Source organism: Streptomyces sp. NBC_00076 (genome assembly GCF_045041235.1).
GTDB lineage: Bacteria > Actinomycetota > Actinomycetes > Streptomycetales > Streptomycetaceae > Streptomyces.
This window is the reverse complement of the sequence record NZ_CP108242.1, coordinates 3,692,904-3,716,754: the sequence shown is the minus strand read 5'-3', so window position 1 is coordinate 3,716,754 and position 23,851 is coordinate 3,692,904. Positions and strand designations below refer to the sequence as shown.

The following is a 23,851-nucleotide window of genomic DNA, read 5'->3' as shown; positions in this document are numbered from 1 at the left end:
CCGGCTCACAGGTCCGTCGTATATGACACATACACACACTGAGAGGGGGAGGCAGCCGCAGTGACAAACATCCCCGAGACCGGCCGGACCCCACGGGTCCAGATCCGGCTCGTCGTCATCCAGATCCTCGTCCTCTCCCTGCTCGGCACCCTCGGCGGACGCCTGTGGTACCTCCAGATCCGCGAGGGCGACGAGTACGCCAAGGAGGCCTCCGGCAACCACGTCCAGCAGGTCGTGGAGCCCGCAGTCCGCGGCTCGATCCTGGACGCACGCGGAGTGCCCCTCGCCGACAACGAGACCCGGCTGGTGGTCTCCGCCTCCCGCACCGACCTGCTGAAGATGAAGGACGACGGCAAGGCCGTCCTCACCAAGCTGGCCGGCGTGCTGGGCATGAAGCCCCAGGAGGTCATGGTCAAGGTCCGGCTGTGCGACGCCAAGACGCCGCAGCCCTGCTGGAACGGCTCGCCGTACCAGCCGATCCCCATCACCGACGAGGCGACCGCCAAGCAGGCCCTGCAGATCCGTGAGCGCGCCGAGGACTTCCCCGGCATCACCGCCGAGCCGGAGGCCGTGCGCCGCTACGCCGCCCCCGGAGAGGCCAACACCGCCCAGGTCCTCGGTTACCTCTCGCCCGTCACCGACGAGGAGATCACCAAGGCCCAGGACACCGACTCGCCGTTCCTGCGCTCCGACCAGGTCGGCCGCTCCGGCCTGGAGCGCCAGTACGACAAGGAACTGCGCGGCAAGGCCGGCGTCACCCGCTACGAGGTCGACAACCTCGGCCGGGTCATCGGCGAGGCCGAGGCCGACCCCGCGCGGCCCGGCTCCAACCTCGTCACCAGCATCGACGCCCGCGTCCAGCGGGTCGCCGAGTACGAGCTGAACGACGCCATGAAGAAGGCCCGCCAGGAGTGGGACCGCAACACCAACGAGAAGTACAAGGCCGACTCCGGCGCGGTCGTGGTGATGGAGAACAAGACCGGCCGCGTCATCTCCATGGCGTCCAACCCGACCTACGACCCCAACGCCTGGGTCGGCGGCATCTCCGCCAAGGACTACGCCAGGCTCACCGGCAAGAGCTCCAACTACCCGCTGCTCAACAGGGCGATCCAGGGCCAGTCCGCGCCGGGCTCCACCTTCAAGGTGATCTCCACGGCGGGCGCCGTCGAGGCCGGCTACGACTTCGACGGCAACTACCCCTGCACCAGCTCCTACTCGGTCGGCGGTCAGGTCTTCAAGAACTTCGAGTCGGAGAACTTCGGCCCGATCTCCCTCGGCCGTGCCCTCGAGGTCTCCTGCGACACCGTCTTCTACGGTCTCGCCCACCGGCAGTGGCAGAGCGACGGCGGCATCAACCCGAAGAAGGGCGAGCCCAAGGACTACTTCTTCAAGGCCGCCCACCAGTTCGGCCTCGGTAAGGAGACCGGCATCGACCTGCCCAACGAGGTCACCGGCCGGGTCCCCGACCGCCAGTGGAAGGAGAACTACTGGAAGGCCAACAAGGACGGCTGGTGCAAGACGGGGAAGAAGGACGGCGACTACGTCCAGAAGATCGCCTACGAGAACTGCCTCGAAGGCAACAAGATGCGCGCCGGTGACGAGATCAACTACTCCATCGGTCAGGGCGACACCCTCGTCACCCCGATCCAGATGGCCACGATCTACTCGGCCATCGGCAACGGCGGCACCCTGCACGACCCGACCGTCGGCAAGGCCGTCGTCAGCGCCGACGGCAAGACCGTCCAGGAGATCAAGCCCAAGGCGCACGGCAGGCTGCCGATAAGCCGTCAGACGCTGAGCAAGATGGACGAGGCCCTCGCGGGCGTCGCCACCCGGGGTACCGCCGCCTGGCGGTTCGCGCAGGTCGGCTGGCCGCAGGACAAGATCCCGATGCACGCCAAGACGGGTACCGCCGAGGTCTACGGCAAGCAGACGACGTCGTGGTTCGCCACGTACACCAAGGACTACACGGTCGTCATGACGATCTCCCAGGGTGGTACGGGCTCCGGCGCCTCCGGCCCCGCCGTCCGCAACATCTACGACGCGCTGTACGGCGTGTCCGACGACGGCACGATCACCCCGAAGAACGCGCTGCTGCCCACCCCGCAGAAGGGCCTGCCGAAGGTCCGGACGGACGGGACCATCAAGTCCCCGAAGATCGCGAAGGACCCGGCGAAGGAACAGCGGGCGAACCAGAAGGGCGCGGCCGAACAGGACGAGACCCAGCAGGCGGCGACCGTGAACCCGCCGACGACCGGCAACCGGGACACCCGGCGACGGTCGCGCAGGAGGGGAAGCCGGAGGATCCGAACATGACCGGCGTCAACAGCTTCCAGGTCTCCGGGTACGGGCCCGCACGCGCGGGCTGGGCCCGGGTGTTCGCCCGCGACTCGCTCGCCCGCCGGCTGGACTGGCCGATGCTGCTGGCGGCCCTGGCGCTCTCCGGCATCGGCTCGCTCCTCGTCTTCTCGGCGACCCGCAACCGCACCGAGATCAACCAGGGCGACCCGTACTACTTCCTGATCCGGCACATCATGAACACCGGCATCGGGTTCGCCCTGATGCTCGGCACCGTCTGGCTCGGCCACCGCACGCTGCGCACGGCCGTGCCGATCCTGTACGGCGCCTCGGTGTTCCTGATCCTGATGGTGCTGACCCCGCTCGGCTCGACGGTCAACGGCGCCCACTCATGGATCGTGCTGGGCGGCGGCTTCTCGCTCCAGCCCTCCGAGTTCGTGAAGATCACGATCATCCTGGGCATGGCGATGCTGCTGGCGGCCCGGGTGGACGCGGGCGACAAGCCCTACCCCGACCACCGCACCGTCCTCCAGGCGCTCGGCCTGGCCGCCGTACCGATGCTGATCGTGATGCTCATGCCCGACCTCGGGTCGGTCATGGTCATGGTCATCATCGTGCTGGGACTGCTGCTCGCCTCCGGCGCGTCGAACCGGTGGGTGTTCGGACTGCTGGGCGCGGGTGCGGCCGGCGCGATCGCCGTTTGGCAGCTGCACATCCTGGACGAGTACCAGATTGCCCGGTTCGCGGCCTTCGCCAACCCCAGCCTGGACCCCGCGGGCGTCGGCTACAACACCAACCAGGCCCGCATTGCGATCGGTTCCGGTGGTCTGACGGGCTCCGGGCTGTTCCACGGCTCGCAGACCACGGGCCAGTTCGTGCCGGAGCAGCAGACGGACTTCGTGTTCACGGTCGCGGGGGAGGAGCTGGGCTTCCTCGGCGCGGGCCTGATCGTCCTGCTGCTCGGCGTGGTGCTGTGGCGGGCCTCCCGGATCGCGCGCGAGACGACCGAGCTGTACGGCACGATCGTCGCCGCCGGCATCGTCGCGTGGTTCGCCTTCCAGTCCTTCGAGAACATCGGCATGACCCTCGGCATCATGCCGGTCACCGGTCTGCCGCTGCCGTTCGTGTCGTACGGAGGCTCGTCGATGTTCGCGGTCTGGGTGGCGGTGGGGCTGCTGCAGTCCATCCGGGTGCAGCGCCCGATGTCCGCGTAGGCCTGCCTCCGGTCTGGGCAGGGCCTCCGCTCGCCACTAGATTCAGGACATGGCGGACACAAAGCGCGAGATCGAGCGGAAGTACGAGTCCGACGAGAGCGGGCTCCCCGACCTGACCGGCATCGCCGGGGTCGCGGCCGTGCTCGACAAGGGGGTCGCGCACCTGGACGCCACGTACTACGACACCGCGGACGAACGCCTCGCCGCGTCCTCGATCACCCTGCGCCGCCGCACGGGAGGTTCGGACGCGGGCTGGCATCTGAAGTTCCCCGTGGCCCCGGGCGTACGGGACGAGATCCAGGCGCCGCTCTCCGACTCCCTCCCCGACGTCCTCGCCGGGCTGATCCGCTCCCGGGTCCGGGACGCGGAGTTGGTCCCCGTGGTCCGGCTGCGGTCGGCCCGGGACCTGCGCGACCTGCTCGACGCGGCGGGGAGGCTGCTGGCCGAGGTCAGCGTGGACGCCGTCCGGGCCGAGCGGCTGGCCGGCGGCGACGGCGAGGCCCAGTGGACCGAGATCGAGGTGGAACTCGCCGACGGGATCGACCCGGTCTTCCTCGACAAGGTGGAGAAGCGGTTGCGGAAGGCGGGGGTACGACCGTCCGCGTCCGCTTCGAAGCTGGCCCGGGCACTGTCGGAGACGGCCCCTGAAGCCGCCTCCAAGGCTCTGAAGTCCGCCAAGCCCTCCAAGGCCTCCAAGGCTGCCCGGGCATCAGGCAAGAAGTCGGCGAAGCAGGAGAGGGCCTCTCAGGAGCCCGCGACCGCAGGCGACCACGTCCTCGCGTACCTCCGCGCCCAGCGGGACGCGATCGTCGCGCTCGACCCGGCCGTCCGCCAGGACCTGGCCGACTCCGTGCACAGCATGCGCGTCGCCACCCGCCGCATGCGCGGCACCTTCAGGTCGTACGGCAGGATCCTCGACCGGGCCGTCACCGATCCGATCGGCGAGGAACTGAAGTGGCTGGCCGGCGAGTTGGGCGTGGACCGGGACCGCGAGGTGCTCACCGAACGCCTGACGGCCGCCCTCGACCAGGTGCCCGACACCCTGGTCACCGGCCCTGTCGGCACCCGGCTGAACAGGTGGGCGAGCGACAGCCACGGCGGTGCGCGCGGCCGGCTGATCGGCGTCCTGGACTCCGCGCGCCATCTCGCCCTGCTCGACACCCTGGACGCCCTGGTCGCGGACCCGCCGCTGCGGAAGGCGGCAGCGAAGGAACCCGGCAAGGTGATCGCCGGAGCGGTGCGGAAGGACTTCGGCAAGGTCTCGGCGCTCGTCGAGGAGGCGCTGGAGCTGTCGCCCGGCGTCGACCGGGACGTGGCGGTGCACGAGGCCCGCAAGAAGTCCAAGCGCGCCCGCTACTCGGCGGAGGCGGCCACACCGGCCCTCGGAGCGCCGGCCAAGGACCTGGTCAGGTCCATGAAGTCGCTGCAGAGCCTGCTCGGCGACCACCAGGACAGCGTGATGGCCCGCCAGACCCTGCGCGAACTGTCGGCGGTCGCGCACGCGGCGGGGGAGAGCGCGTTCACGTACGGGCTGCTGTACGGGCGTGAGGAGAGCAGTGCGGCGGCGGTGGAGGCCGAGCTGCCCGGGTTCTGGGCCGGGATCAGGGACGGGGCGGCCGGTCTCTGATCCTCCGGTGCACGGGGGCGATGATCTTCAGTGCGTACGGAGGGTGGCCGTGGTCGCGTTAGTCTGGATGGTCACCCCTGTCAGTCCTGTCCCGCTCACGAAGGTCGCGAGATGCCTGCCGAAGTCGCTGCGTCGGTGTTCCCGCAGCTCGAAGCTCTGCTCCCGCACGTGCAGAAGCCGATCCAGTATGTCGGCGGAGAGCTCAACTCCACGGTCAAACCCTGGGAGTCGTGCGACGTCCGCTGGGCGTTGATGTACCCGGACGCCTACGAGGTCGGTCTGCCCAACCAGGGCGTCATGATCCTCTACGAGGTCCTGAACGAGCAGGAGGGCGTCCTCGCCGAACGCACCTACAGCGTGTGGCCGGACCTGGAGGCGCTGATGCGGGAGCACCGGGTCCCGCAGTTCACGGTGGACAGCCATCGTCCCGTGAAGGCCTTCGACGTGTTCGGCCTGTCCTTCTCCACGGAGCTGGGTTACACGAACATGCTGACCGCGCTGGACCTGGCGGGCATCCCGCTGGAGTCGAAGGACCGCGGGCTGGACGACCCGATCGTGCTGGCCGGCGGCCACGCCGCCTTCAACCCCGAGCCGATCGCCGACTTCATCGACGCGGCGATCATCGGCGACGGCGAGCAGGCCGTGCTCGACATGACGCGGATCATCCGCGAGTGGAAGGCGGAGGGCTGCCCCGGCGGCCGCGAGGAGGTCCTCTTCCGCCTCGCGCGGACGGGCTCGGTGTACATCCCGGCGTTCTACGACGTCGAGTACCTGGCGGACGGCCGTATCGCCCGCGTCGTCCCCAACAAGTCGGGCGTGCCGTGGCGGGTCTCCAAGCACACGGTGATGGACCTGGACGAGTGGCCCTACCCCAAGCAGCCCCTGGTCCCGCTCGCCGAGACCGTCCACGAGCGCATGTCGGTGGAGATCTTCCGCGGCTGCACCCGCGGCTGCCGCTTCTGCCAGGCGGGCATGATCACCCGCCCGGTCCGTGAGCGCTCCATCACCGGCATCGGCGACATGGTGGAGAAGGGCCTGAAGGCGACGGGCTTCGAGGAGGTGGGCCTGCTGTCCCTGTCCTCGGCGGACCACTCGGAGATCGGCGACATCGCGAAGGGCCTTGCCGACCGGTACACGGAGGACAAGATCGGCCTGTCCCTCCCCTCGACCCGCGTGGACGCGTTCAACGTCGACCTGGCCAACGAGCTGACCCGCAACGGCCGTCGGTCCGGGCTGACCTTCGCCCCCGAGGGCGGCTCGGAGCGCATGCGCAAGGTCATCAACAAGATGGTCTCGGAAGAGGACCTGATCCGCACGGTCGCCACCGCGTACGGCAACGGCTGGCGTCAGGTGAAGCTGTACTTCATGTGCGGCCTGCCGACCGAGACCGACGACGACGTCCTCCAGATCGCCGACATGGCGATGAACGTCATCCAGAAGGGCCGCGAGGTCTCCGGCGCCAACGACATCCGCTGCACGGTGTCGATCGGCGGCTTCGTCCCCAAGCCGCACACTCCCTTCCAGTGGGCCCCGCAGCTCTCCGCCGAGGAGACGGACGCCCGCCTCGAGAAGCTCCGCGACAAGATCCGCGGCGACAAGAAGTACGGCCGCTCCATCGGCTTCCGCTACCACGACGGCAAGCCCGGCATCGTGGAAGGCCTGCTGTCCAGGGGCGACCGCCGCATCGGCGCCGTCATCCGCGCGGTCTACGAGGACGGCGGCCGCTTCGACGGCTGGCGCGAACACTTCTCCTACGACCGCTGGATGCGCTGCGCGGACAAGGCACTGCCCGCCTTCGGCGTCGACGTCGACTGGTACACCACCCGCGAGCGCACCTACGAGGAGGTCCTCCCCTGGGACCACCTCGACTCCGGCCTCGACAAGGACTGGCTCTGGGAGGACTGGCAGGACTCCCTCGACGAGACGGAGGTCGAGGACTGCCGGTGGACGCCCTGCTTCGACTGTGGGGTGTGCCCGCAGATGGACACGTCCATCCAGATCGGCCCGACGGGCAAGAAGCTGCTGCCGCTCACGGTCAAGAACGCCGCGCCTGCTGCCAGCGGTGGTGGCCAGCCGGGCTGAGGGCTCAAGCCTTCGAGCAGGGCGGCCGTCGAGCACGGCGTGGAGCCCCCTCCGAACCGGAGGGGGCTCCACGCCGTGCTCGACGGCCGGCTTCCCGATGACGTCCGCTTCTACCTGCCGGCGTTCTACTTGCTGGCGGCGAAGCGCATCAGGGCGAGCTCGTCGCCCTGTTTGATCTTGCCGGTGACGTTGATGACTTCGAGCTTCCAGGTGGCGCCGGAGCGGACGGCCTTGGCCACCGCGCAGCCGTTGTCCGTGGTGAGCATGCTCGGCCAGATGTCGGCGACCTGCTGGGTGCTGCCGCCGGTCGCGTCGTACACCTTGAAGCTGATGTTGCGTGCCTTCTGGAAGGAGCTGCCCTTCTTGTAGGCGGCGGCGACGAACACGATCGAGTTGATGTGGGGTGGGATCTTCGCGAACTCGACCGTGACGGTCTCGTCGTCGCCGTCCCCGTGGCCGGTCTGGTTGTCGCCGCTGTGCAGCAGGGAGCCGTTGCCGATGGGATCGAGCGAGTCGAGGCCCGCCAGGCGCACCGGGTCTCCGTCGTGCATGGCGATGGCGATCAGATCGAGGTCGGTGCCGGTCTTCCGGCGGAACTTGCCCATCACTCCGCCGCTGGCACCGGCGGTGGGGTCCCAGGAGACCCCGATGGACAGATGGGTCACCCCGTCCAGGTCGGCCGGGCCGTCTTCCTTCGTGAGCGTAATCATGGGCACATACTGCCTGGGCTTTCGCCGAGGTCCCAGGGCAGGCCGGTCATGGTCCTGGCAAGTGCTCGCCGCCCGGGCCCCCGAGGAGCCGAACGGTGTAGCCCCGGATGCATCGGGCTGCTCCGGGTTCGAGCCTGGGGCAATGAGGAGCATCCGTCCCTGGGTCGTTGTCGAGCCGCCGGACAGCCGTGGGCTGCGTCGGGTCCACGTGGACGGACAGACGGCGGGCCGAGCCTGGTCAGCGGGCGACCTGCGGAGGATCCTCGGGCGCCTCGGCTACCCGGAGGACCTGGATCTGGAGGATCCGGCATCCTTCTGCTGGCGGGGAGGTGACAGCGGGACGTGGCCCGACCGTGCGGGGAGAAGGCGCGCGGTCACCTTGCTCATGGTCGCAGGTCTGCTCGCGTCCATGGCCCTCAGTACGGTCATCGGGTGGCCGGACGCCTCCGGGGCCCTGACCTTCGCGCAACGCCTCAGCGGCGTTCTGTTCGTCCTGTCCGGCGCGCTGCAGGGCCTGTCGGCACTCGCGGCCCTCGACTACGGGGGGAGGCGGCAGTTCCGGGCCTCCGGGGCGATCGTCCTGTTCGGCGTGCTCATCGCGCTGGCCACCGACAGTCTCCTGCTGTTCATGTGGCTCGAGGAGATGGAGTTCACTCCCTATGCGCTGGTGTTCATGCCCCTGTGGTGCTGGTCGCTGTGGGCACTGTGCCTTCTTGTGCGCGACAGATCGTGGAAGGGCGTCCCGCAGCCCAAGAGGTTCGCGGCCGGAGTGGTCGCCACCGCGCTCCTGACCGGCGTCAGCCTGGCGTATTCGACCATGTACCAACCCACGGCGGCCCCGATGCATCTCACGGTGAAGGCGGAGTTCGGGAAGTCGCGGATGGACAGTAAGTATCCGTTCCTGCAGGTTCCGATCACGCTCTCCATGAAGAACACCGGAGGGATTCCGGTGTACGTCCTCAATGACATGTATACGGTCCGTGGCAGGGTTGCCATTTACTACAAAAATGCAAACAACAGGGGCCTTGTGCGGGAGTGGCGAAAGAGCGCGGGCCAGCGGGGAAAGGACTCCGGAGAAGCGGAACTCCACGTCGGCCAGATCGCGTACAGAACGATCAGCAGCGGGCATTTCTACGGACCCGGCAACCGGCTCGAAACCGGGGAGGAATACACGCTCAGGCACGTGGTCCAGTTGCCCAAGAAGTACAAGTACGACGTGGTGAGCGTCGACTTGAGGATCTCATACATGAGGAAGGACCGGGGGAAGATCGACGAGGAGGAGTTCAAAACTCCTCATTATTCGTGGGATGTGGACGCGGGGCGATACCACTGCCGCCCGGAAGAGGGATGTGGCCAGCAGATCTATTACCACGGCAGGGTGCGGCACAACAACAACCTCGTCAATCTGACGCGCGGTCCGCGCTATGTGACGGCGACCTGGATTCCGGGGCGCGACCCCACGTCGTCCATCTCGTCGTTCCACTTCGAAGGGGAGAGGCGTCTGGTGCAGGAGGAGAAGAGAGAGTTGGAGCGATACGGGGCTGCGAAGGCGCAGGCGAACTCTGAAGTGTCCTTCACGGAACTGCTGAGTTCTTCCGGTGCCTGACGGCGGCGCGGTCTACTCGAGCCAGCTCCCGACGGTGACCCCGAAATCTTGGTCGAGATACGTGGCCGTCCACAGGCATCTGGCGGAATCCGGAGGGCCGATGGCGGACTGCAATTCGCTCCTCGGAACGAGCTCGGCGAGCTTGATGACGAGTGACGAGATCTCGATGGGCGCGTGGACGTGTGTGTCGTTCTGCAACTGGACGTAGACGTCGAGCTGCTTGTTCCCCTTTTCCTGGGTCTTCCAGAAGTCCTTGACTCCTTCCAGGGACCAGCTCTCGGGAATCAGGTTCTTGAGCCTCTGGGCGAGTGTGTGCTCTGGCTTCATGTCGAATATGGCGTTGGTGCAGCCCTCGGCCGCCTTGCCCAGAGGGTCTTCCGACTCTGTATCCGGAGTGGCATCCGCCTGCTGGTCACGCATTTGAGTGGACCGATCCTCCATGTCCTGCTCGGTTTCGGCCCGGTCCTTCGACGACGTCTTGGGGTCGGTGAGGACCTTCAGCTGCTTGCTCTGCTCGTACGCGGTCCCCACGAGGGCGTCTCGCTTCTCCCGGGGCATCGGCTGGGCTGCGGCTGTCCGCACCGCGGCACTCAGTTGCATCGCGAACCAACCGGATTTCTCCGTGCCGGACCGCGCCCCCACGGAGGGGCTCAGCGTCCCCGAACTCACCGTGTGGTTCACCACTCCCGAACTCACCGTGCGGTTCACCACTTCCGAGGTCGCGATCAGTTGGTCGCGCAGCTTCTGCGGCGTTTCGGGGTCACAGACCATGCCCAGCGAGGATGTCGTCCGCTTCACGACCAGGAGGAGGAAGGACCGCGCCTCGGACGGCACCTGCGGGTCGTAACCCGTCTTCAGCGCGGAGGACGCCTGCTTCACGAGCGGGATCAGCTGTTTCTGCAGCTTGGGGGGTGTGCTGTCGTCACCGGTGGCTGTCAGCGCGGTCGTCAGGTGTGTGACGGTCTCGATGACTTCCTGTCTGTCCTGCGGCGACGTGTGCGGGGACTCGACCGCCTCGAGAGTGGTCGTCAACTCGTCAACAGTCGCCACGAGTTCCTCGGGGACCTCGTCCCTCGTCGCGTCCAGACGCCTCGTGACGTCTTCGATCTGTCTCGTCTGTTCCGCAGGGAGGGCGGACGTCCCTGGGTCCACGCCATCGGAACCCGGCGGCTGTGACGGCTGGTCAGAGGGCGGTGTTTCCTCCGGATCCGACGGCGGCGTATCACTCGGTGTGGGCGTGCTGTCGGGGGGCGGAGGCGTCGCCGGCCCGCTCGGCGTGTTGTCGGGAGGCGGCGGGTACTCGGGAGTGTTCGGGTCAGGCGGCGTGTCCACCGGGGGCGGAGGCGGGGGAGTGTCAGCGGGTGACGACTGCGCTCTGCTCTCGCTGGAGCCCTGAAGCGCTGTCATCGCGCCGGTCAACCCTGCTGGAAATGCGAGCGTCGCAGCCAGGACGGATGCGTTGACGCTGTGGAAGGCGCGTCGCCGGGAGATTCTGGCCATAGTGGTTCCAGATGCGCTTCGCGTGGTGCTTGCTTCATCCGTTGCGGACCGGGCCCATGAGTCCACTGTTCATCCGGTCGGCGCATCCCGCAACGCGAACGCCTGGTCTCGGGCCCCCTGTTGTCGCTGCGGCGTGGGGATTTCGAGGATGAGTGGAACAAACAGTGCGGTACGGGATCCGTTCGGGCCACTCCAGGCGTCTACCCCGTCATGGACCTCGAGAAGCCACCGGCTCAGCCACAGCAGCAGGCAACACCCGAAGGGTGTCTCGCCGTTGCGATTCGGATCCCTGTGCGGATCGTGGTGCTCGTGCTGGTCGTGCCGGTGCGGATGGTGTGGGACGCGCTCGTTGTCGTCGGGCGCGTTCTGAGGGACACCGTGCTCAGGCCGTTCGGGCGGGCGCTGGCGTGGCTCGGCAGGGCGCTGTTCGTCTGGCCGTTCATCGGTCTGTGGCGGTATGTCGTCGTGCCGCTCGGACGGGCTCTCGGCTGGCTCGGGAACGTGCTCGTCTTGGTGCCGCTCGGGTGGCTGTACCGGTATGCGCTGACGCCCCTGGGGCACGCCCTCGCGTGGGTCGTGCGGGGAATCGGCGCCGGGCTGGCGTGGGTGTACGCGTACGTGCTCACTCCCGTGGGGCATGCCGTCGTGTGGGCGCTGCGGGGGCTCGGCGCCGGGCTGGTGTGGGTGTACGCGCGTGCGCTCACTCCGGTCGGACATGCCGTCATGTGGGCGCTGCGGGGGCTCGGCGCGGTGCTCGCCGCCCTGGGGCTCGGTGTCTTCGGTGTGCTGGTCTGGCTGGTGCGCCACCTCGTCGTCGTGCCCGTCGTGTGGGTGTACACGTGGATCCTGACGCCGGTCGGGCACGCGATCGCCTGGTGTGCGAGGGGGCTGGCGTGGACCCTGGGCATGATCGTCACCGGGGTGGGGATGACTCTCTACTGGGTGACCCGGGTGCTGTTCGTCCTGCCCGCCCTCGCCCTGTGGCGCTGGATCCTCGTGCCGGTCGGCCGTGTGCTCGCCGTCCTGGGGAGGGAGGTGGCGGAGGCCCTGAGGCACGCCTGGCGGATCGCGGGGCACCTCTCGCTCGCCGTCGGACGGTTCCTCGCGACCCTCTTCCGGTGGATCTTCGTGGAGCCGGTGCGCTGGGTGTACCGGACGGTGCTCACGCCTGTCGGACACGTGATCCGGGACCTCGTCCTGCGGCCCGCCGCCGAGGCCGCGCGCAGTGTCGGACGGGCCACCCGGCAGGCTCTCGCCGCGGCCCGCGAGTCCGTACGACAGGCCCGTGCCGACTTCCGGCGCATGCTTTTCGGGGAGCCGGGGCAGTCAGAGGTGGTGGACCGGCGGGAACCGACGGGCGCCGAGACACGTACTCTTGGTAGTAGTACGACCGCTCTCACGAAGGACTGAACGACACTGGGCAAGCGACAGCCCGAAGGCCCGCCGCCCGCACCCGCGGTGCAGCGCATCCGACTGCGCTACACCAAGCGCGGCCGCCTCCGGTTCACCAGCCACCGTGACTTCCAGCGCGCTTTCGAGCGTGCGTTGCGCCGTGCCGAGGTGCCGATGGCGTACTCGGCGGGGTTCACCCCGCATCCGAAGGTGTCGTACGCCAATGCCGCACCCACCGGCACGGGCAGTGAGGCGGAGTATCTGGAGATCGCGCTCACCGCGGCGCGTGACCCGGAGCGCCTGAGAGCTCTGCTCGACGAGTCGATGCCCGCGGGTCTCGATGTCATCGACGCCGTCGAGGCGCGGACCTCGGGGTTCGCCGACCGGCTCACGGCTTCCGTGTGGGAGCTGCGGCTGGACGGGGTGGACCCGGCCGAGGCCGAACGCGCGGTGGCCGGCTTCAACGCCGCCGAGGCGGTCGAGGTCCAGCGCAGGACCAAGAACGGCGTCCGGACCTTCGACGCGCGCTCGGCGGTGGTCCAGCTCGAAACACACAGTTCCCAGGCTGATAGGCCTACCGACCAGCCCTGTGCGATACTGCGGCTGGTTGTTCGGCACGTGACGCCTGCCGTACGACCCGACGACGTCCTGTCCGGTCTTCGCGCCGTGGCCGACCTGGCGCCGCCGGTCCCCGTAGCGGTGACCAGGCTGGCGCAGGGGCTGTTCGATGAAGAGACCGGCACGGTGACCGACCCGCTCGCGCCTGACCGCGAGGCAGTGACGGCCCGATCCACGGCCGCCCCCGCTGCCGCCGCGACGGCGTCGGCGTAAGGAAGGTTCCGCGTAGGGACGGACGTCGTAGCGCCACCCTCGGACTCGGGAGCCACCTGGGTCGGGCAGCGCACCGACCACAAGACTTTCGCCAGGCCGTACGCAATCGGCGTACGGAACCGGTGAGACAGGACACAGAGAGCTCCCGTGCGGCGCCCGCGCCCCGGACGGCGGCACCGCGCATCGCGCGAGCCGCGGACGTCAACGGCGATCGACATGATCGACGCCGGACCAGCGCGGCGCCCGGGAGCCTGACGGGAGACAAGCCCGCATGCTCGAACCGACCGAACCCACCGAGGGTTCCGAACCGAACACCCCCAGCGACACCCTGCCGCCGCGTCGTCGGCGCCGTGCCGCTTCCCGACCTGCGGGTCCGCCGGTCGGCGCCGCCGAGGCGCCGGCGGAGACCGTCGCGCCCGCCATAGCGGCGGCGCAGGCCGAGGACCTCGTGACCGACGAGGACGAGAAGACCGCCGAGGGCATCGAGGGTGCCGAGGCGACTGAGGCCGAGGAGACAGTGGCTGTGGCTGACGAGGCCGCCGGCACCGAGACCGCTGAGGTGCAGGGCGCTGCCGAGGCCGCGCCTGCCGGGCGGACACGTCGGCGTGCCACGCGTCGGGCCTCCGCGCCCGCCGGGGCGCCCGCGTCCGCCGAGGCCGCCGAGACCGTCGTACCCGTGACCGTCGTCGACCAGGCCGCGTCCGCCGGGTCCGCCGAGGACGCAGTGCAGGAAAGCACGGTTGCCGCCGAGGCCGAGGAGGCCGCTCCGCGTCGTTCGCGTCGGCGTGCCACCCGCCGGGTGTCCGCGCCCGAGGCGGCGCCCGTCGCTGCTGAGGCTGGGACCGAGGACACCGGGACGTCGGAGACCGCGACTGCCTCCGACGCCGTGGCCGAAAAGACAGTGGTCCAGGAGCCCGTGGCCGAGGAGGCCGCGCCTGCCGGGCGTACGCGTCGGCGGGCCGGACGTCGGGCTTCCGCGCCCGCCGGGGCGCCGAAGGCGGCCGAGGCCGCTGACAGCGCCGAGAGCGTCGAGGTGGCGCAGGCCGTCGAGACCGCCGAGAACGCCGGGGAGCCGGTGGGCCTCCCGGACGTGACCGAGACGACGGACGACGGCACCGCCGCCGAGGCCGAGGAGGCCGCTCCGCGTCGTTCGCGTCGGCGTGCCACCCGCCGGGTGTCCGCGCCCGAGGGCGCCGAGACCGAGCCTGCCGCGGCGAGTGCCGCCGCGCCCGAGCCGGAGACCGCTGCCGTCGAGAGCGGGCGTGCCGAGGTGATCGAGGCTCCCGCCGCCGACGAGGCGCCCGTCGAGGACGCCGCACCGCGTCGCCGCCGTCGTGCCGTCCGCAAGGCCGCGACCGGGTTCGCCGCGCCCGCGCAGTCGGCCGGGGGCAGGACCGCCGAGCAGGCCGAGGACGACTCTCCGCGTCGGCCCAAGCGGCCGGCCGTCGCCGTGTTCCAGGCGCCCGTCTTCACCGAGCCGCAGTTCCAGACGGCGCAGCGGGCCGCCGCCGAAGCCGCCGCCGTGGTGGAGCCCGAGGCGGCCGAGGAGAGCGAGCAGCCCGCCGAGCAGCCCGCCGAGGAGTTCGCCGAGGAGCAGGGCGCCGGACGGCGTCGGCGTCGCCGCCGGGGCTCCGGCTCCGCGCAGGAGTCCGAGGACCGGACCGCCGCCGACACCGCCGTGGAGGAGGAGCCGGAGGAGCCCGAGGAGTCCGCCGAGGACGGCGCTGACGGGGACGACACCGAGGAGACCGGCTCGCGTCGCCGTCGCCGCCGGGGTGGCCGCCGTCGCCGTCGGGGCGACTCCGCCGACGCCGAGTCCGGTGACGGTCAGGACACCGACGCGGACGACACGTCCGGCACGCGGGCCGCACAGGACGCCGAGGACACCGCGGAGCAGACCGAGGACGACGACGAGGACACCGAGGACCGCGAGGAATCCGGTGGCGCCGGATCCAGCAGCAGCCGTCGGCGCCGGCGTCGTCGTCGCCGTGCCGGTGACTCCTCCACCGACGCCGAGCCGGGCGACGGCGACCCGGAGCGCACCGTCGTCAAGGTCCGTGAGCCGCGCAAGCCCTCCGAGCCGTCCGACGAGGTGCAGTCCATCAAGGGCTCGACCCGCCTGGAGGCGAAGAAGCAGCGCCGCCGGGAAGGCCGCGAGCAGGGCCGCCGCCGTGTCCCGATCATCACCGAGGCCGAGTTCCTGGCCCGCCGTGAGGCCGTCGAGCGCGTGATGGTCGTCCGGCAGAGCGGTGAGCGCACGCAGATCGGCGTCCTGGAGGACGGCGTGCTCGTAGAGCACTACGTCAACAAGGAGCAGGCCACCTCGTACGTCGGCAACGTCTACCTGGGCAAGGTCCAGAACGTGCTGCCGTCGATGGAGGCCGCCTTCATCGACATCGGCAAGGGCCGCAACGCCGTCCTGTACGCCGGTGAGGTGAACTTCGAGGCGCTCGGCATGGCCAACGGGCCGCGGCGCATCGAGTCCGCCCTGAAGTCCGGGCAGCCGGTGCTGGTCCAGGTGACCAAGGACCCGATCGGGCACAAGGGCGCGCGTCTGACCAGCCAGGTCTCCCTCCCCGGGCGTTACCTGGTGTACGTCCCCGAGGGCTCGATGACCGGCATCAGCCGCAAGCTGCCCGACACCGAGCGGGCCAGGCTGAAGACGATCCTCAAGAAGATCGTCCCCGAGGACGCGGGCGTCATCGTGCGCACCGCCGCCGAGGGCGCGAGCGAGGACGAGCTGCGCCGCGATGTCGAGCGGCTGCAGGGCCAGTGGGAGGACATCCAGAAGAAGGCGAAGAACGGCGGCAGCTCCAACGCGCCGACACTGCTGTACGGCGAGCCGGACATGACCGTCCGGGTCGTCCGCGACATCTTCAACGAGGACTTCACCAAGGTCGTCGTCAGCGGCGACGAGGCCTGGTCGACCATCCACGGGTACGTCTCGCACGTAGCGCCCGACCTGGCGGACCGGCTGTCCAGGTGGACCTCCGAGGTCGACGTCTTCGCCACGTACCGGATCGACGAGCAGCTCGCCAAGGCGCTGGACCGCAAGGTCTGGCTGCCCAGCGGCGGTTCGCTGGTGATCGACCGGACCGAGGCGATGATCGTCGTCGACGTCAACACCGGCAAGTTCACCGGGCAGGGCGGCAACCTGGAGGAGACGGTCACCAGGAACAACCTGGAGGCGGCCGAGGAGATCGTGCGTCAGCTCAGGCTGCGCGACCTCGGCGGCATCATCGTCATCGACTTCATCGACATGGTCCTGGAGTCCAATAGGGATCTTGTCCTGCGGCGCCTCCTTGAGTGCCTGGGCCGGGACCGTACGAAGCACCAGGTCGCCGAGGTGACCTCGCTGGGCCTCGTGCAGATGACCCGCAAGCGGGTCGGCCAGGGGCTGCTGGAGTCGTTCTCCGAGACCTGCGTCCACTGCAACGGCCGCGGTGTCATCGTGCACATGGAGCAGCCGAGCTCCGCCGGAGGCGGCGGCAAGCGCCGCAAGCGCGGGCGCGGCGGTGACGGGCAGGCCCACGAGCACGAGGCGGTCGTGGACACGGCCGAGGCCCTGGAGGAGACCGAGGCCGAGGTCGCCGCGGAGGCCGCCGAGCCGGTGGCGCTGGCCGAGCCGGAGTTCACGCCCGACGAGGAGCTGTACAGCAGCGTCGCCGAGGCGGAGGCCGCGGCCGGCCGGGGTCGTACGCGGCGCCGGGCGAGCCGGCGGGCGTCGGCTCCGGCGGGCGCGCCCAACCGCGAGGAGAGGCGGGACGACAGGCGCGGGGGCCGACGGGACGAGGCGAGGGCCGAGGCCGACGTGCGCGTCGAGGCTCCGACGGCTCAGGACGTGACGGCCGAGGAAGAGGTCGAGCGTCCGGTGCAGCCGCACGAGGCCGCCGTCGCGCAGGCCGCGCCCGCAGCCGCCGAGGACCCGGTGGTCGAGGCTCCGGCCGAGGCGCCGGTCGCCGAGGAGGCCGCGCCCAAGGGCCGCACCCGTCGCCGGGCCACCCGCAAGGTGTCCGCGCCGGCCGGTTCCCCCGCGGGGGCCGAAGCCGTGGTGACGGTCGCCGAGACCGTGTCGGCGTCCGCGCCGCAGGCGGAGGAGGCACCGGTCGCGGAGCCCGCCGAGCAGCCCGAGGCCCCGGCCGAGGCGCCCGCCGAGAGCGGTGCCCCGGCCCGGCCGCGACGCCGCGCCGTGCGCAAGGCCACCGCGCCCACCGCGTCCGAGGAGGCGGCCGTGGTGGTCGTCCCGGCCGCGGAGACCGGTACCGACGCCGGTGCCGAAGCCGACGCGGAAGCGGGTGCGCAGGCCGGCGTCGACGAAGGCGCCGCCGAGGAAGCCGTTCCGGCCAAGAAGACGGCCCGTAAGACGGCCAAGAAGGCCCCGGCGAAGAAGGCCGCAACCAAGAAGACCGCGGCCAAGAAGACGGTCGCCAAGAAGGTGACGGCCAAGAAGGCGGCGAAGACCACCACCGCCAAGACGGCCGCGAAGAAGGCGACGTCGAAGAAGACCGTGGCGGCCGAGCAGAAGTCGGCTCCGTCCGTCTCGAGCGCTGCCGACGAGGGCTGACGCCCCGCCGTAAGAAGGAGTACCTGATCCGCCCCCGGTCCGACGACCGGGGGCGGATCACGTTCATTTCCGGCCGACGAGCCGTCAGCCAACACTCGAATGTGTGAATGAAAGGTGAACCTGTGATCAGGTCGTGGTTATGATGTGGTCCGAGATTGCCGTTAAATTAAGACAAGCTGGGATTTCCAATCCCTGAATAGCCACAGTATTGGGGCGCAATACGTGAAGGCTCTCGTGCTCTCCGGGGGAGCGGGCACCCGCCTCCGTCCGATCACCCACACCTCGGCCAAACAGTTGGTGCCGGTCGCCAACAAACCCGTGCTCTTCTACGGCCTCGAAGCGATCGCCGAAGCGGGGATCAGCGAGGTCGGCATCGTTGTCGGCGACACCGCGGACGAGATCCGTGAGGCAGTGGGCGACGGCTCGCTCTTCGGGATCAAGGTCACCTACATCCCGCAGGAAGCGCCGCTGGGCCTCGCCCACGCCGTGCTCATCGCCCAGGACTTCCTCGGCGACGACGATTTCGTCATGTACCTCGGCGACAACTTCATCGTCGGTGGCATCACCGGTCTGGTGGACGAGTTCCGGGCCGAGCGGCCCGAGGCGCAGATCCTGCTGACCAAGGTCCCCAACCCCACCTCCTTCGGTGTCGCGGAACTCGGCGGCGACGGCCGGGTGGTGGGTCTGGAGGAGAAGCCGACGCAGCCGAAGAGCGATCTGGCGCTCGTCGGCGTCTACCTGTTCACCTCGGCGATCCACGAGGCCGTCCGCTCCATCGAGCCTTCCTGGCGCGGCGAGTTGGAGATCACGCACGCCATCCAGTGGCTGATCGACGCGAAGCGCGACGTCCGCTCCACCACCATCCACGGCTACTGGAAGGACACCGGCAACGTCACCGACATGCTGGAGGTCAACCGGTCCGTCCTGGAGACAGTGGAGCCGCTGAACGAGGGCACGGCGGACGAGGGCAGCGAGATCATCGGCCGGGTGCGGATCGAGGCGGGCGCCCGGGTCAGCGGCAGCCGGATCGTCGGACCCGTGATCATCGGTGCCGGCTCGGTGGTCAACGACGCGTACATCGGCCCCTTCACCTCGGTCTCGGAGGACTGCCGGATCGAGGACAGCGAAATCGAGTACTCCATCGTGCTGCGCGGTTCGTCCGTGACCGGCGTGCGCCGGGTGGAGGCCTCGCTCATCGGGCGGGACGTCGAGGTGACGCCCGCTCCCCGTAACCCCAAGGCCCACCGGCTCGTGCTCGGTGATCACAGCAAGGTGCAGATTTCTTCATGACGGCCCCTTCCCCCGCCCACCCGACCCGGATCCTGGTGACCGGCGGTGCCGGTTTCATCGGCTCGCACTACGTCCGTACGCTGCTCGGCCCGGAGGGGCCCGGTGATGTCGCGATCACCGTCCTGGACAAGCTGACGTACGCGGGCAATCCGGCCAACCTCGACGAGGTGCGCGCGCACCCCCAATTCGCCTTCGTGCAGGGCGACATCTGCGACCCGGAACTGGTCGGCAAGCTGATGGCCGAGCACGACGAGGTCGTGCACTTCGCCGCCGAGTCGCATGTCGACCGCTCCATCGACGGGGGCGCGGAGTTCGTCCGCACGAACGTGGTCGGCACCCACACGCTGATCGACGCGGCGCACCGGGCCGGCATCAAGACCTTCGTGCACATCTCCACCGACGAGGTCTACGGCTCCATCGACGAGGGCTCCTGGCCCGAGACCCACCCGCTGGAGCCCAACTCGCCCTACTCCTCGGCGAAGGCCTCCAGCGACCTGATCGCGCTGTCGTACCACCGCACCCACGGCCTGGACGTCCGCGTCACCCGCTGCTCCAACAACTACGGGCACCACCACTTCCCCGAGAAGGTCATCCCGCTCTTCGTGACCAACCTCCTCGACGGCAGGAAGGTCCCGCTGTACGGCGACGGCGGCAACGTCCGCGACTGGCTGCACATCGACGACCACGTCCAGGGCATCGACCTGGTCCGCACCAAGGGCCGCGCGGGCGAGGTCTACAACATCGGCGGCGGCACCGAGCTCTCCAACAAGGAGCTCACCGGGCTGCTGCTGGGGGCGTGCGGCGCCGACTGGGAGACCAGCGTCGAGTACGTCGAGGACCGCAAGGGCCACGACCGCCGCTACTCCGTCGACTGCACGAAGATCCGCGAGGAGCTCGGCTACGAGCCCCGCAAGAGCTTCGAACAGGGCCTGGCCGAGACGGTCCAGTGGTACCGCGACAACCGGGCCTGGTGGGAGCCGCTGAAGGAGCGCGCGGCGCTGAGCTGACGCGTCGGCCATCCCCACGGGCCCGGGACCGCCCGGGCCCGTTCCTGCTTTGCGGCACTAAGAGCGTTGCGGCACAACAGCGGCACAACAGAAGACAAGAAGAGGCATGAACTCGACACAGGAACAGGCAAGCTCCCCGTCCGGCTGGCTGGTCACCGGAGCGGGCGGCATGCTCGGCCAGGACGTGCTGGCCGCGTTGTCCGCCGAGGGCGAGCCGTCCGTCGCGCTGGACCGCGCGGCGCTGGACCTCACCGACCCCGCGGCCGTACGGCAGGCACTGGAGCGTCACCGCCCCGCCGTGGTCGTCAACTGCGCGGCCTGGACCGCCGTGGACGACGCCGAGACCCGCGAGGACGAGGCACACCGCGTCAACGGCGACGGCCCGGCCCATCTCGCGGACGCCTGCGCGCGTACCGGCGCCGTCCTGCTCCACGTCTCCACCGACTACGTCTTCGCCGGAGACGCCACCACGCCGTACGCCGAGGACGCCCCCACGGCTCCGCGCAGCGCGTACGGCCGCACCAAGCTCGCCGGCGAGCAGGCCGTCCTGAAGACCCTCCCGGACCGCGGCTACGTGGTCCGCACCGCCTGGCTGTACGGCGCGGGCGGCCCCAACTTCGTCCGCACCATGATCCGCCTGGCGGGCGAGCGGGAGACCCTGGACGTCGTGGACGACCAGCGTGGCCAGCCCACCTGGAGCGCCGACCTGGCCGGCCTGCTGCTCGCCCTCGGCCGCGGAGCCCTGGCCGGCACCGCCCCGGCCGGGGTCTACCACGGCACCAGCTCCGGCGAGACCACCTGGTTCGGCCTCACCCGGGAGATCTTCCGCCTGCTCGGCACCGATCCGGACCGGGTCCGCCCCACCACCAGCGAGGCATTCACCCGCCCCGCCCCCCGACCGACCTACAGCGTCCTCGGCCACGACCGCTTCCGCGCGGTCGGCATCGAGCCGCTGCGCGACTGGCGTGCGGCCCTCACCGAGGCCTTCCCGGAGATCCACCGGGCCCATACGAAGGAGAATCCGGCGTGACGGTCAAGGTCAGCGTCGTCATCGCGGTCTACAACCCCGGCAAGTACGTCGAGGACTGCGTCTCGTCCGTGTTACGCCAGAGCCTCGCCCCCGACGAGTTCGAGGTCGTCTTCGTCGACGACGGCTCCACCGACGAGACGCCCGCCCGCCTGGACCGGCTGGCGGCCGAGCACCCCCACCTCCATGTCATCCACCAGGAGTCCTCCGGCTGGTCCGGCCGCCCCCGCAACACCGGCATCGCCGCCGCCCAGGGCGAGTACGTGATGTTCGTCGACCACGACGACTGGCTCGGCGACGAGGCCCTGGAGCGGATGTACGACTACGGCAAGGCGAACGACGCCGACGTGGTCGTCGGCAAGATGGCGGGCATCGGCCGCCCGGTCCCGCAGGAGCTGTTCCGGGTCAACCGGCCGCGCGCCACGGTGGAGAACGCGCCGCTGATCGACAGCCTCACTCCGCACAAGATGTTCCGCCGGGAGTTCCTGAACGAGCACGACATCCGCTTCAAGGAGGGCCGCCGCCGGCTGGAGGACCATGTCTTCGTCGTCGAGGCGTATCTCCGGGCGAAGAGCGTCGCCGTCCTCGGCGACTACCTGTGCTACTACCACATCACCCGGGACGACGGCTCCAACGCCGGCTTCCAGCGCTTCGACCCGGCCGGCTACTTCGGGAACCTCCGCGAGGCCCTCGACGTGGTCGAGGAACTCACGGAACCGGGTCCGCTGCGCGACAAGCTCTACAGCCGCTGGCTGCGGGTCGAGATGGTCGAGCGGCTGCGCGGCAACCGACTCCTCAAGCTCCCCGAGGACTACGCCGAGGAGCTCTACCGCGAGATCCGCGGCGTCGTCACCGAACGCTTCGGACCGGGCGTCTTCGCCTGCGTGGCTCCGACCCAGCGCGTGGTCGCCGGTCTGGTCGCCGCCGACCTCTACCAGGACGTCCGCGCGCTCGCCCACTGGGAGGCCGGGATCAGACCCACCGGCAGCCTGACCTTCCTGGCGTGGGAGAACGGCGCCCTGAACATCGGCTTGAGCGCCGAGTACGAGGTCGACGGCGTCCCGATGACGTTCCGCCGGGACGGCGACCGCGATCTGCTCGGCCTGCCGCTCTCCGAGAAGTCGATGGAGGCCCTGGCGGGCCAGGGCGTCACCCTCGACGCCCCCGTGGACAGCAGCGGCGTGGACCTGGTGGTCCGGAATCGCGACGACGCCACCCAGTACTACCTTCCGCTGGACAGCGAACGGCACCGGCTGGACGCCGGGCACGGCTCCTTCCGCCAGCAGATCACCGCACGCGCCGTCCTCGACCCGGAGACCGCGGCCGCGGGCGCGCCCCTGGCCAAGGGCATCTGGGACCTGCACCTGCGCATCAAGTCCTGCGGCTGGAGCAAGGAGACCCGGATCGGCGCGGTGCGCGGCGAGGACGTGGAGGCCGGACGCCTGGCCGCGCTCACCGGCGAGCCGAGACGGCTGGTCCTGCCGTACTGGACCGACGGGCCGGGCAACCTCTCCCTCGACGTCGACCAGCACACCGGCAAGCTGGAGCGCGAGGCGGTGGCGCTGATGAACCCGGCCGCGGCCGTGGTCGACGGCTCCACCGTCCGCCTCCCGCTGCCCCTGCACCTCACGAAGGACGCCTCGGACCCGGTGCTGCTGCGCTTCGAGCGCAAGAACGTGGGCAAGTTCCCCGCCGACGCCGTGGTGGACGGCCGTACCGTGAGCGCCCCGCTGCCGCTGGAGCAACTCACCGGTCTCCGCTGGGCCGTTCGGATCGGTGTGCCGTCCACCGCCCGTGGCGGGGCACACTGGACCCGGCTCCCGATCGACGTCGTGGTGGACGCCGACGGCACCGCCCGGGTGATCGACCGCCACACCCCGCCGGCCAAGCCCGCCGCGCGGCAGGCCGCCCCGCCGCGTCCACTGTGGCGCCGGGCCGTCGGGCGCCTCAAGCGTGCCCTGACCGACCAGCAGAAGAAGAGCTGAGGACCCTGCAATGCGACCCCTTTCGATTTCCGGCGCCTGGGTGCACGAACCGAAGGTCTTCCCCGACGGCCGGGGCAGCTTCCACGAGTGGTTCAAGGCCCCGGTCTTCACCGAGGCGGCCGGCCACGCGTTCAACCTGGCGCAGGCCAACATGTCCGTCTCCAGCCGGGGCACGCTGCGCGGCATCCACTTCGCCGACGTGCCGCCCGGCCAGGCCAAGTACGTCAAGTGTGTGCGCGGCGCGGTCCTCGACGTGATCGTGGACATCCGGACCGGCTCGCCCACCTTCGGCCAGTGGGAGGCGGTCCGCCTGGACGACCAGGACCACCACGCGGTCTACCTCTCCGAGGGTCTCGGGCACGGCTTCATGGCGCTCACCGAGGACGCCACCGTGGTCTACCTCTGCTCCGAGGGCTACGCTCCCGAGCGCGAGCACGGCATCCACCCGCTGGACCCGGCCCTCGGCATCGACTGGCCCGCGGATTTCACCCCGCAGCTCTCGGCCAAGGACGAGCAGGCACCCACCCTGGCCCAGGCCCAGGAGCAGGGCCTGCTGCCCTCCTACGAGGAGTGCGTGGCCTACCGGGAGAGCCTCGGCGGCTGAACCGGGCCGTCCGGGTACACCGGCCGCGAGCCGGTGTACCCGGGCCTGGTTTGACCCCTTCGGCCACGGCCCCGTAACCTGGACCGTCGGCGTGTCCCTAGACGTGCCACATCC

Annotated in this window: 15 protein-coding genes; 13 read left to right on the top strand and 2 right to left on the bottom strand. The window is 70.0% G+C overall.

Annotation, left to right across the window (positions count from 1 at the left end):
- The first annotated feature begins 60 nt into the window (after window positions 1-60).
- From mrdA to OHA64_RS16860, 4 genes are all read left to right on the top strand, one after another.
- Window positions 61-2,316: a penicillin-binding protein 2 gene (mrdA, locus tag OHA64_RS16875; RefSeq protein ID WP_405613774.1), complete on the top strand. Its 2,256-nt coding sequence runs from the start codon at window positions 61-63 to the stop codon at window positions 2,314-2,316.
- Entirely contained in the window at window positions 2,313-3,512 is a 1,200-nt protein-coding gene (gene rodA, locus OHA64_RS16870) for a rod shape-determining protein RodA (protein ID WP_405613772.1), read from the top strand. The genes mrdA and rodA overlap by 4 nt, the downstream gene beginning before the upstream one ends.
- A 49-nt stretch (window positions 3,513-3,561) precedes the next feature.
- Window positions 3,562-5,139, top strand: coding sequence for a CHAD domain-containing protein (locus OHA64_RS16865; protein ID WP_405613770.1), 1,578 nt, complete (start codon window positions 3,562-3,564; stop codon window positions 5,137-5,139).
- Window positions 5,140-5,250: 111 nt separating this feature from the next.
- Entirely contained in the window at window positions 5,251-7,221 is a 1,971-nt protein-coding gene (locus OHA64_RS16860) for a TIGR03960 family B12-binding radical SAM protein (protein WP_405613768.1), read from the top strand.
- 125 nt (window positions 7,222-7,346) lie between these two features.
- On the opposite strand, the gene OHA64_RS16855 is transcribed toward OHA64_RS16860, so the two are convergent.
- A complete protein-coding gene (locus tag OHA64_RS16855) occupies window positions 7,347-7,931 on the bottom strand; it encodes a TerD family protein (RefSeq protein WP_405613766.1) in 585 nt (194 codons plus the stop codon).
- A gap of 61 nt (window positions 7,932-7,992) precedes the next feature.
- Between OHA64_RS16855 and OHA64_RS16850 the strand changes: the two genes are divergently transcribed.
- Complete coding sequence (locus OHA64_RS16850; RefSeq protein ID WP_405613764.1) at window positions 7,993-9,537, top strand: Yip1 family protein; 1,545 nt, start codon at window positions 7,993-7,995, stop codon at window positions 9,535-9,537.
- 12 nt (window positions 9,538-9,549) lie between these two features.
- Here the strand turns inward: OHA64_RS16850 and OHA64_RS16845 are convergent, their stop codons facing one another.
- Window positions 9,550-10,587 carry a hypothetical protein gene (locus OHA64_RS16845; protein WP_405613762.1) on the bottom strand — a complete coding sequence of 346 codons (1,038 nt, stop codon included), beginning with the start codon at window positions 10,585-10,587 and terminating at the stop codon, window positions 9,550-9,552.
- Between the two features lie 660 nt (window positions 10,588-11,247).
- Here OHA64_RS16845 and OHA64_RS16840 point away from each other — a divergent pair.
- From OHA64_RS16840 to rfbC, 8 genes are all read left to right on the top strand, one after another.
- Window positions 11,248-12,447: a hypothetical protein gene (locus OHA64_RS16840; protein ID WP_405613760.1), complete on the top strand. Its 1,200-nt coding sequence runs from the start codon at window positions 11,248-11,250 to the stop codon at window positions 12,445-12,447.
- A gap of 48 nt (window positions 12,448-12,495) precedes the next feature.
- On the top strand, window positions 12,496-13,260 hold the full coding sequence (locus OHA64_RS16835) for a TIGR03936 family radical SAM-associated protein (RefSeq protein ID WP_405613758.1): 765 nt from the start codon (window positions 12,496-12,498) through the stop codon (window positions 13,258-13,260).
- Between the two features lie 271 nt (window positions 13,261-13,531).
- Window positions 13,532-17,824 (top strand): ribonuclease E/G, encoded by a 4,293-nt coding sequence (locus OHA64_RS16830; RefSeq protein WP_405613756.1) that lies wholly within the window; start codon window positions 13,532-13,534, stop codon window positions 17,822-17,824.
- A gap of 222 nt (window positions 17,825-18,046) precedes the next feature.
- Entirely contained in the window at window positions 18,047-19,114 is a 1,068-nt protein-coding gene (locus tag OHA64_RS16825; protein WP_405613754.1) for a glucose-1-phosphate thymidylyltransferase, read from the top strand.
- Window positions 19,111-20,121: a dTDP-glucose 4,6-dehydratase gene (rfbB, locus tag OHA64_RS16820; RefSeq protein WP_405613752.1), complete on the top strand. Its 1,011-nt coding sequence runs from the start codon at window positions 19,111-19,113 to the stop codon at window positions 20,119-20,121. Before OHA64_RS16825 ends, rfbB begins: the two co-directional genes overlap by 4 nt.
- Before the next feature lie 106 nt (window positions 20,122-20,227).
- Window positions 20,228-21,151: a dTDP-4-dehydrorhamnose reductase gene (gene rfbD, locus OHA64_RS16815; RefSeq protein ID WP_405613750.1), complete on the top strand. Its 924-nt coding sequence runs from the start codon at window positions 20,228-20,230 to the stop codon at window positions 21,149-21,151.
- Complete coding sequence (locus OHA64_RS16810; RefSeq protein WP_405613748.1) at window positions 21,148-23,133, top strand: glycosyltransferase family 2 protein; 1,986 nt, start codon at window positions 21,148-21,150, stop codon at window positions 23,131-23,133. Before rfbD ends, OHA64_RS16810 begins: the two co-directional genes overlap by 4 nt.
- Window positions 23,134-23,143: 10 nt before the next feature.
- Entirely contained in the window at window positions 23,144-23,737 is a 594-nt protein-coding gene (gene rfbC, locus OHA64_RS16805) for a dTDP-4-dehydrorhamnose 3,5-epimerase (protein ID WP_405613746.1), read from the top strand.
- The last annotated feature ends 114 nt before the right edge of the window (window positions 23,738-23,851 follow it).

Bases quoted from the DNA above. Each gene is read 5' to 3' on its own strand.
- OHA64_RS16855 (WP_405613766.1), bottom strand. From the start codon at position 7,931: ATGATTACGCTCACGAAGGAAGACGGCCCGGCCGACCTGGACGGGGTG.
- rodA (WP_405613772.1), top strand. From the start codon at position 2,313: ATGACCGGCGTCAACAGCTTCCAGGTCTCCGGGTACGGGCCCGCACGC.
- OHA64_RS16860 (WP_405613768.1), top strand. From the start codon at position 5,251: ATGCCTGCCGAAGTCGCTGCGTCGGTGTTCCCGCAGCTCGAAGCTCTG.
- rfbC (WP_405613746.1), top strand. From the start codon at position 23,144: ATGCGACCCCTTTCGATTTCCGGCGCCTGGGTGCACGAACCGAAGGTC.
- OHA64_RS16840 (WP_405613760.1), top strand. From the start codon at position 11,248: ATGGACCTCGAGAAGCCACCGGCTCAGCCACAGCAGCAGGCAACACCC.
- OHA64_RS16830 (WP_405613756.1), top strand. From the start codon at position 13,532: ATGCTCGAACCGACCGAACCCACCGAGGGTTCCGAACCGAACACCCCC.
- OHA64_RS16865 (WP_405613770.1), top strand. From the start codon at position 3,562: ATGGCGGACACAAAGCGCGAGATCGAGCGGAAGTACGAGTCCGACGAG.
- rfbD (WP_405613750.1), top strand. From the start codon at position 20,228: ATGAACTCGACACAGGAACAGGCAAGCTCCCCGTCCGGCTGGCTGGTC.
- rfbB (WP_405613752.1), top strand. From the start codon at position 19,111: ATGACGGCCCCTTCCCCCGCCCACCCGACCCGGATCCTGGTGACCGGC.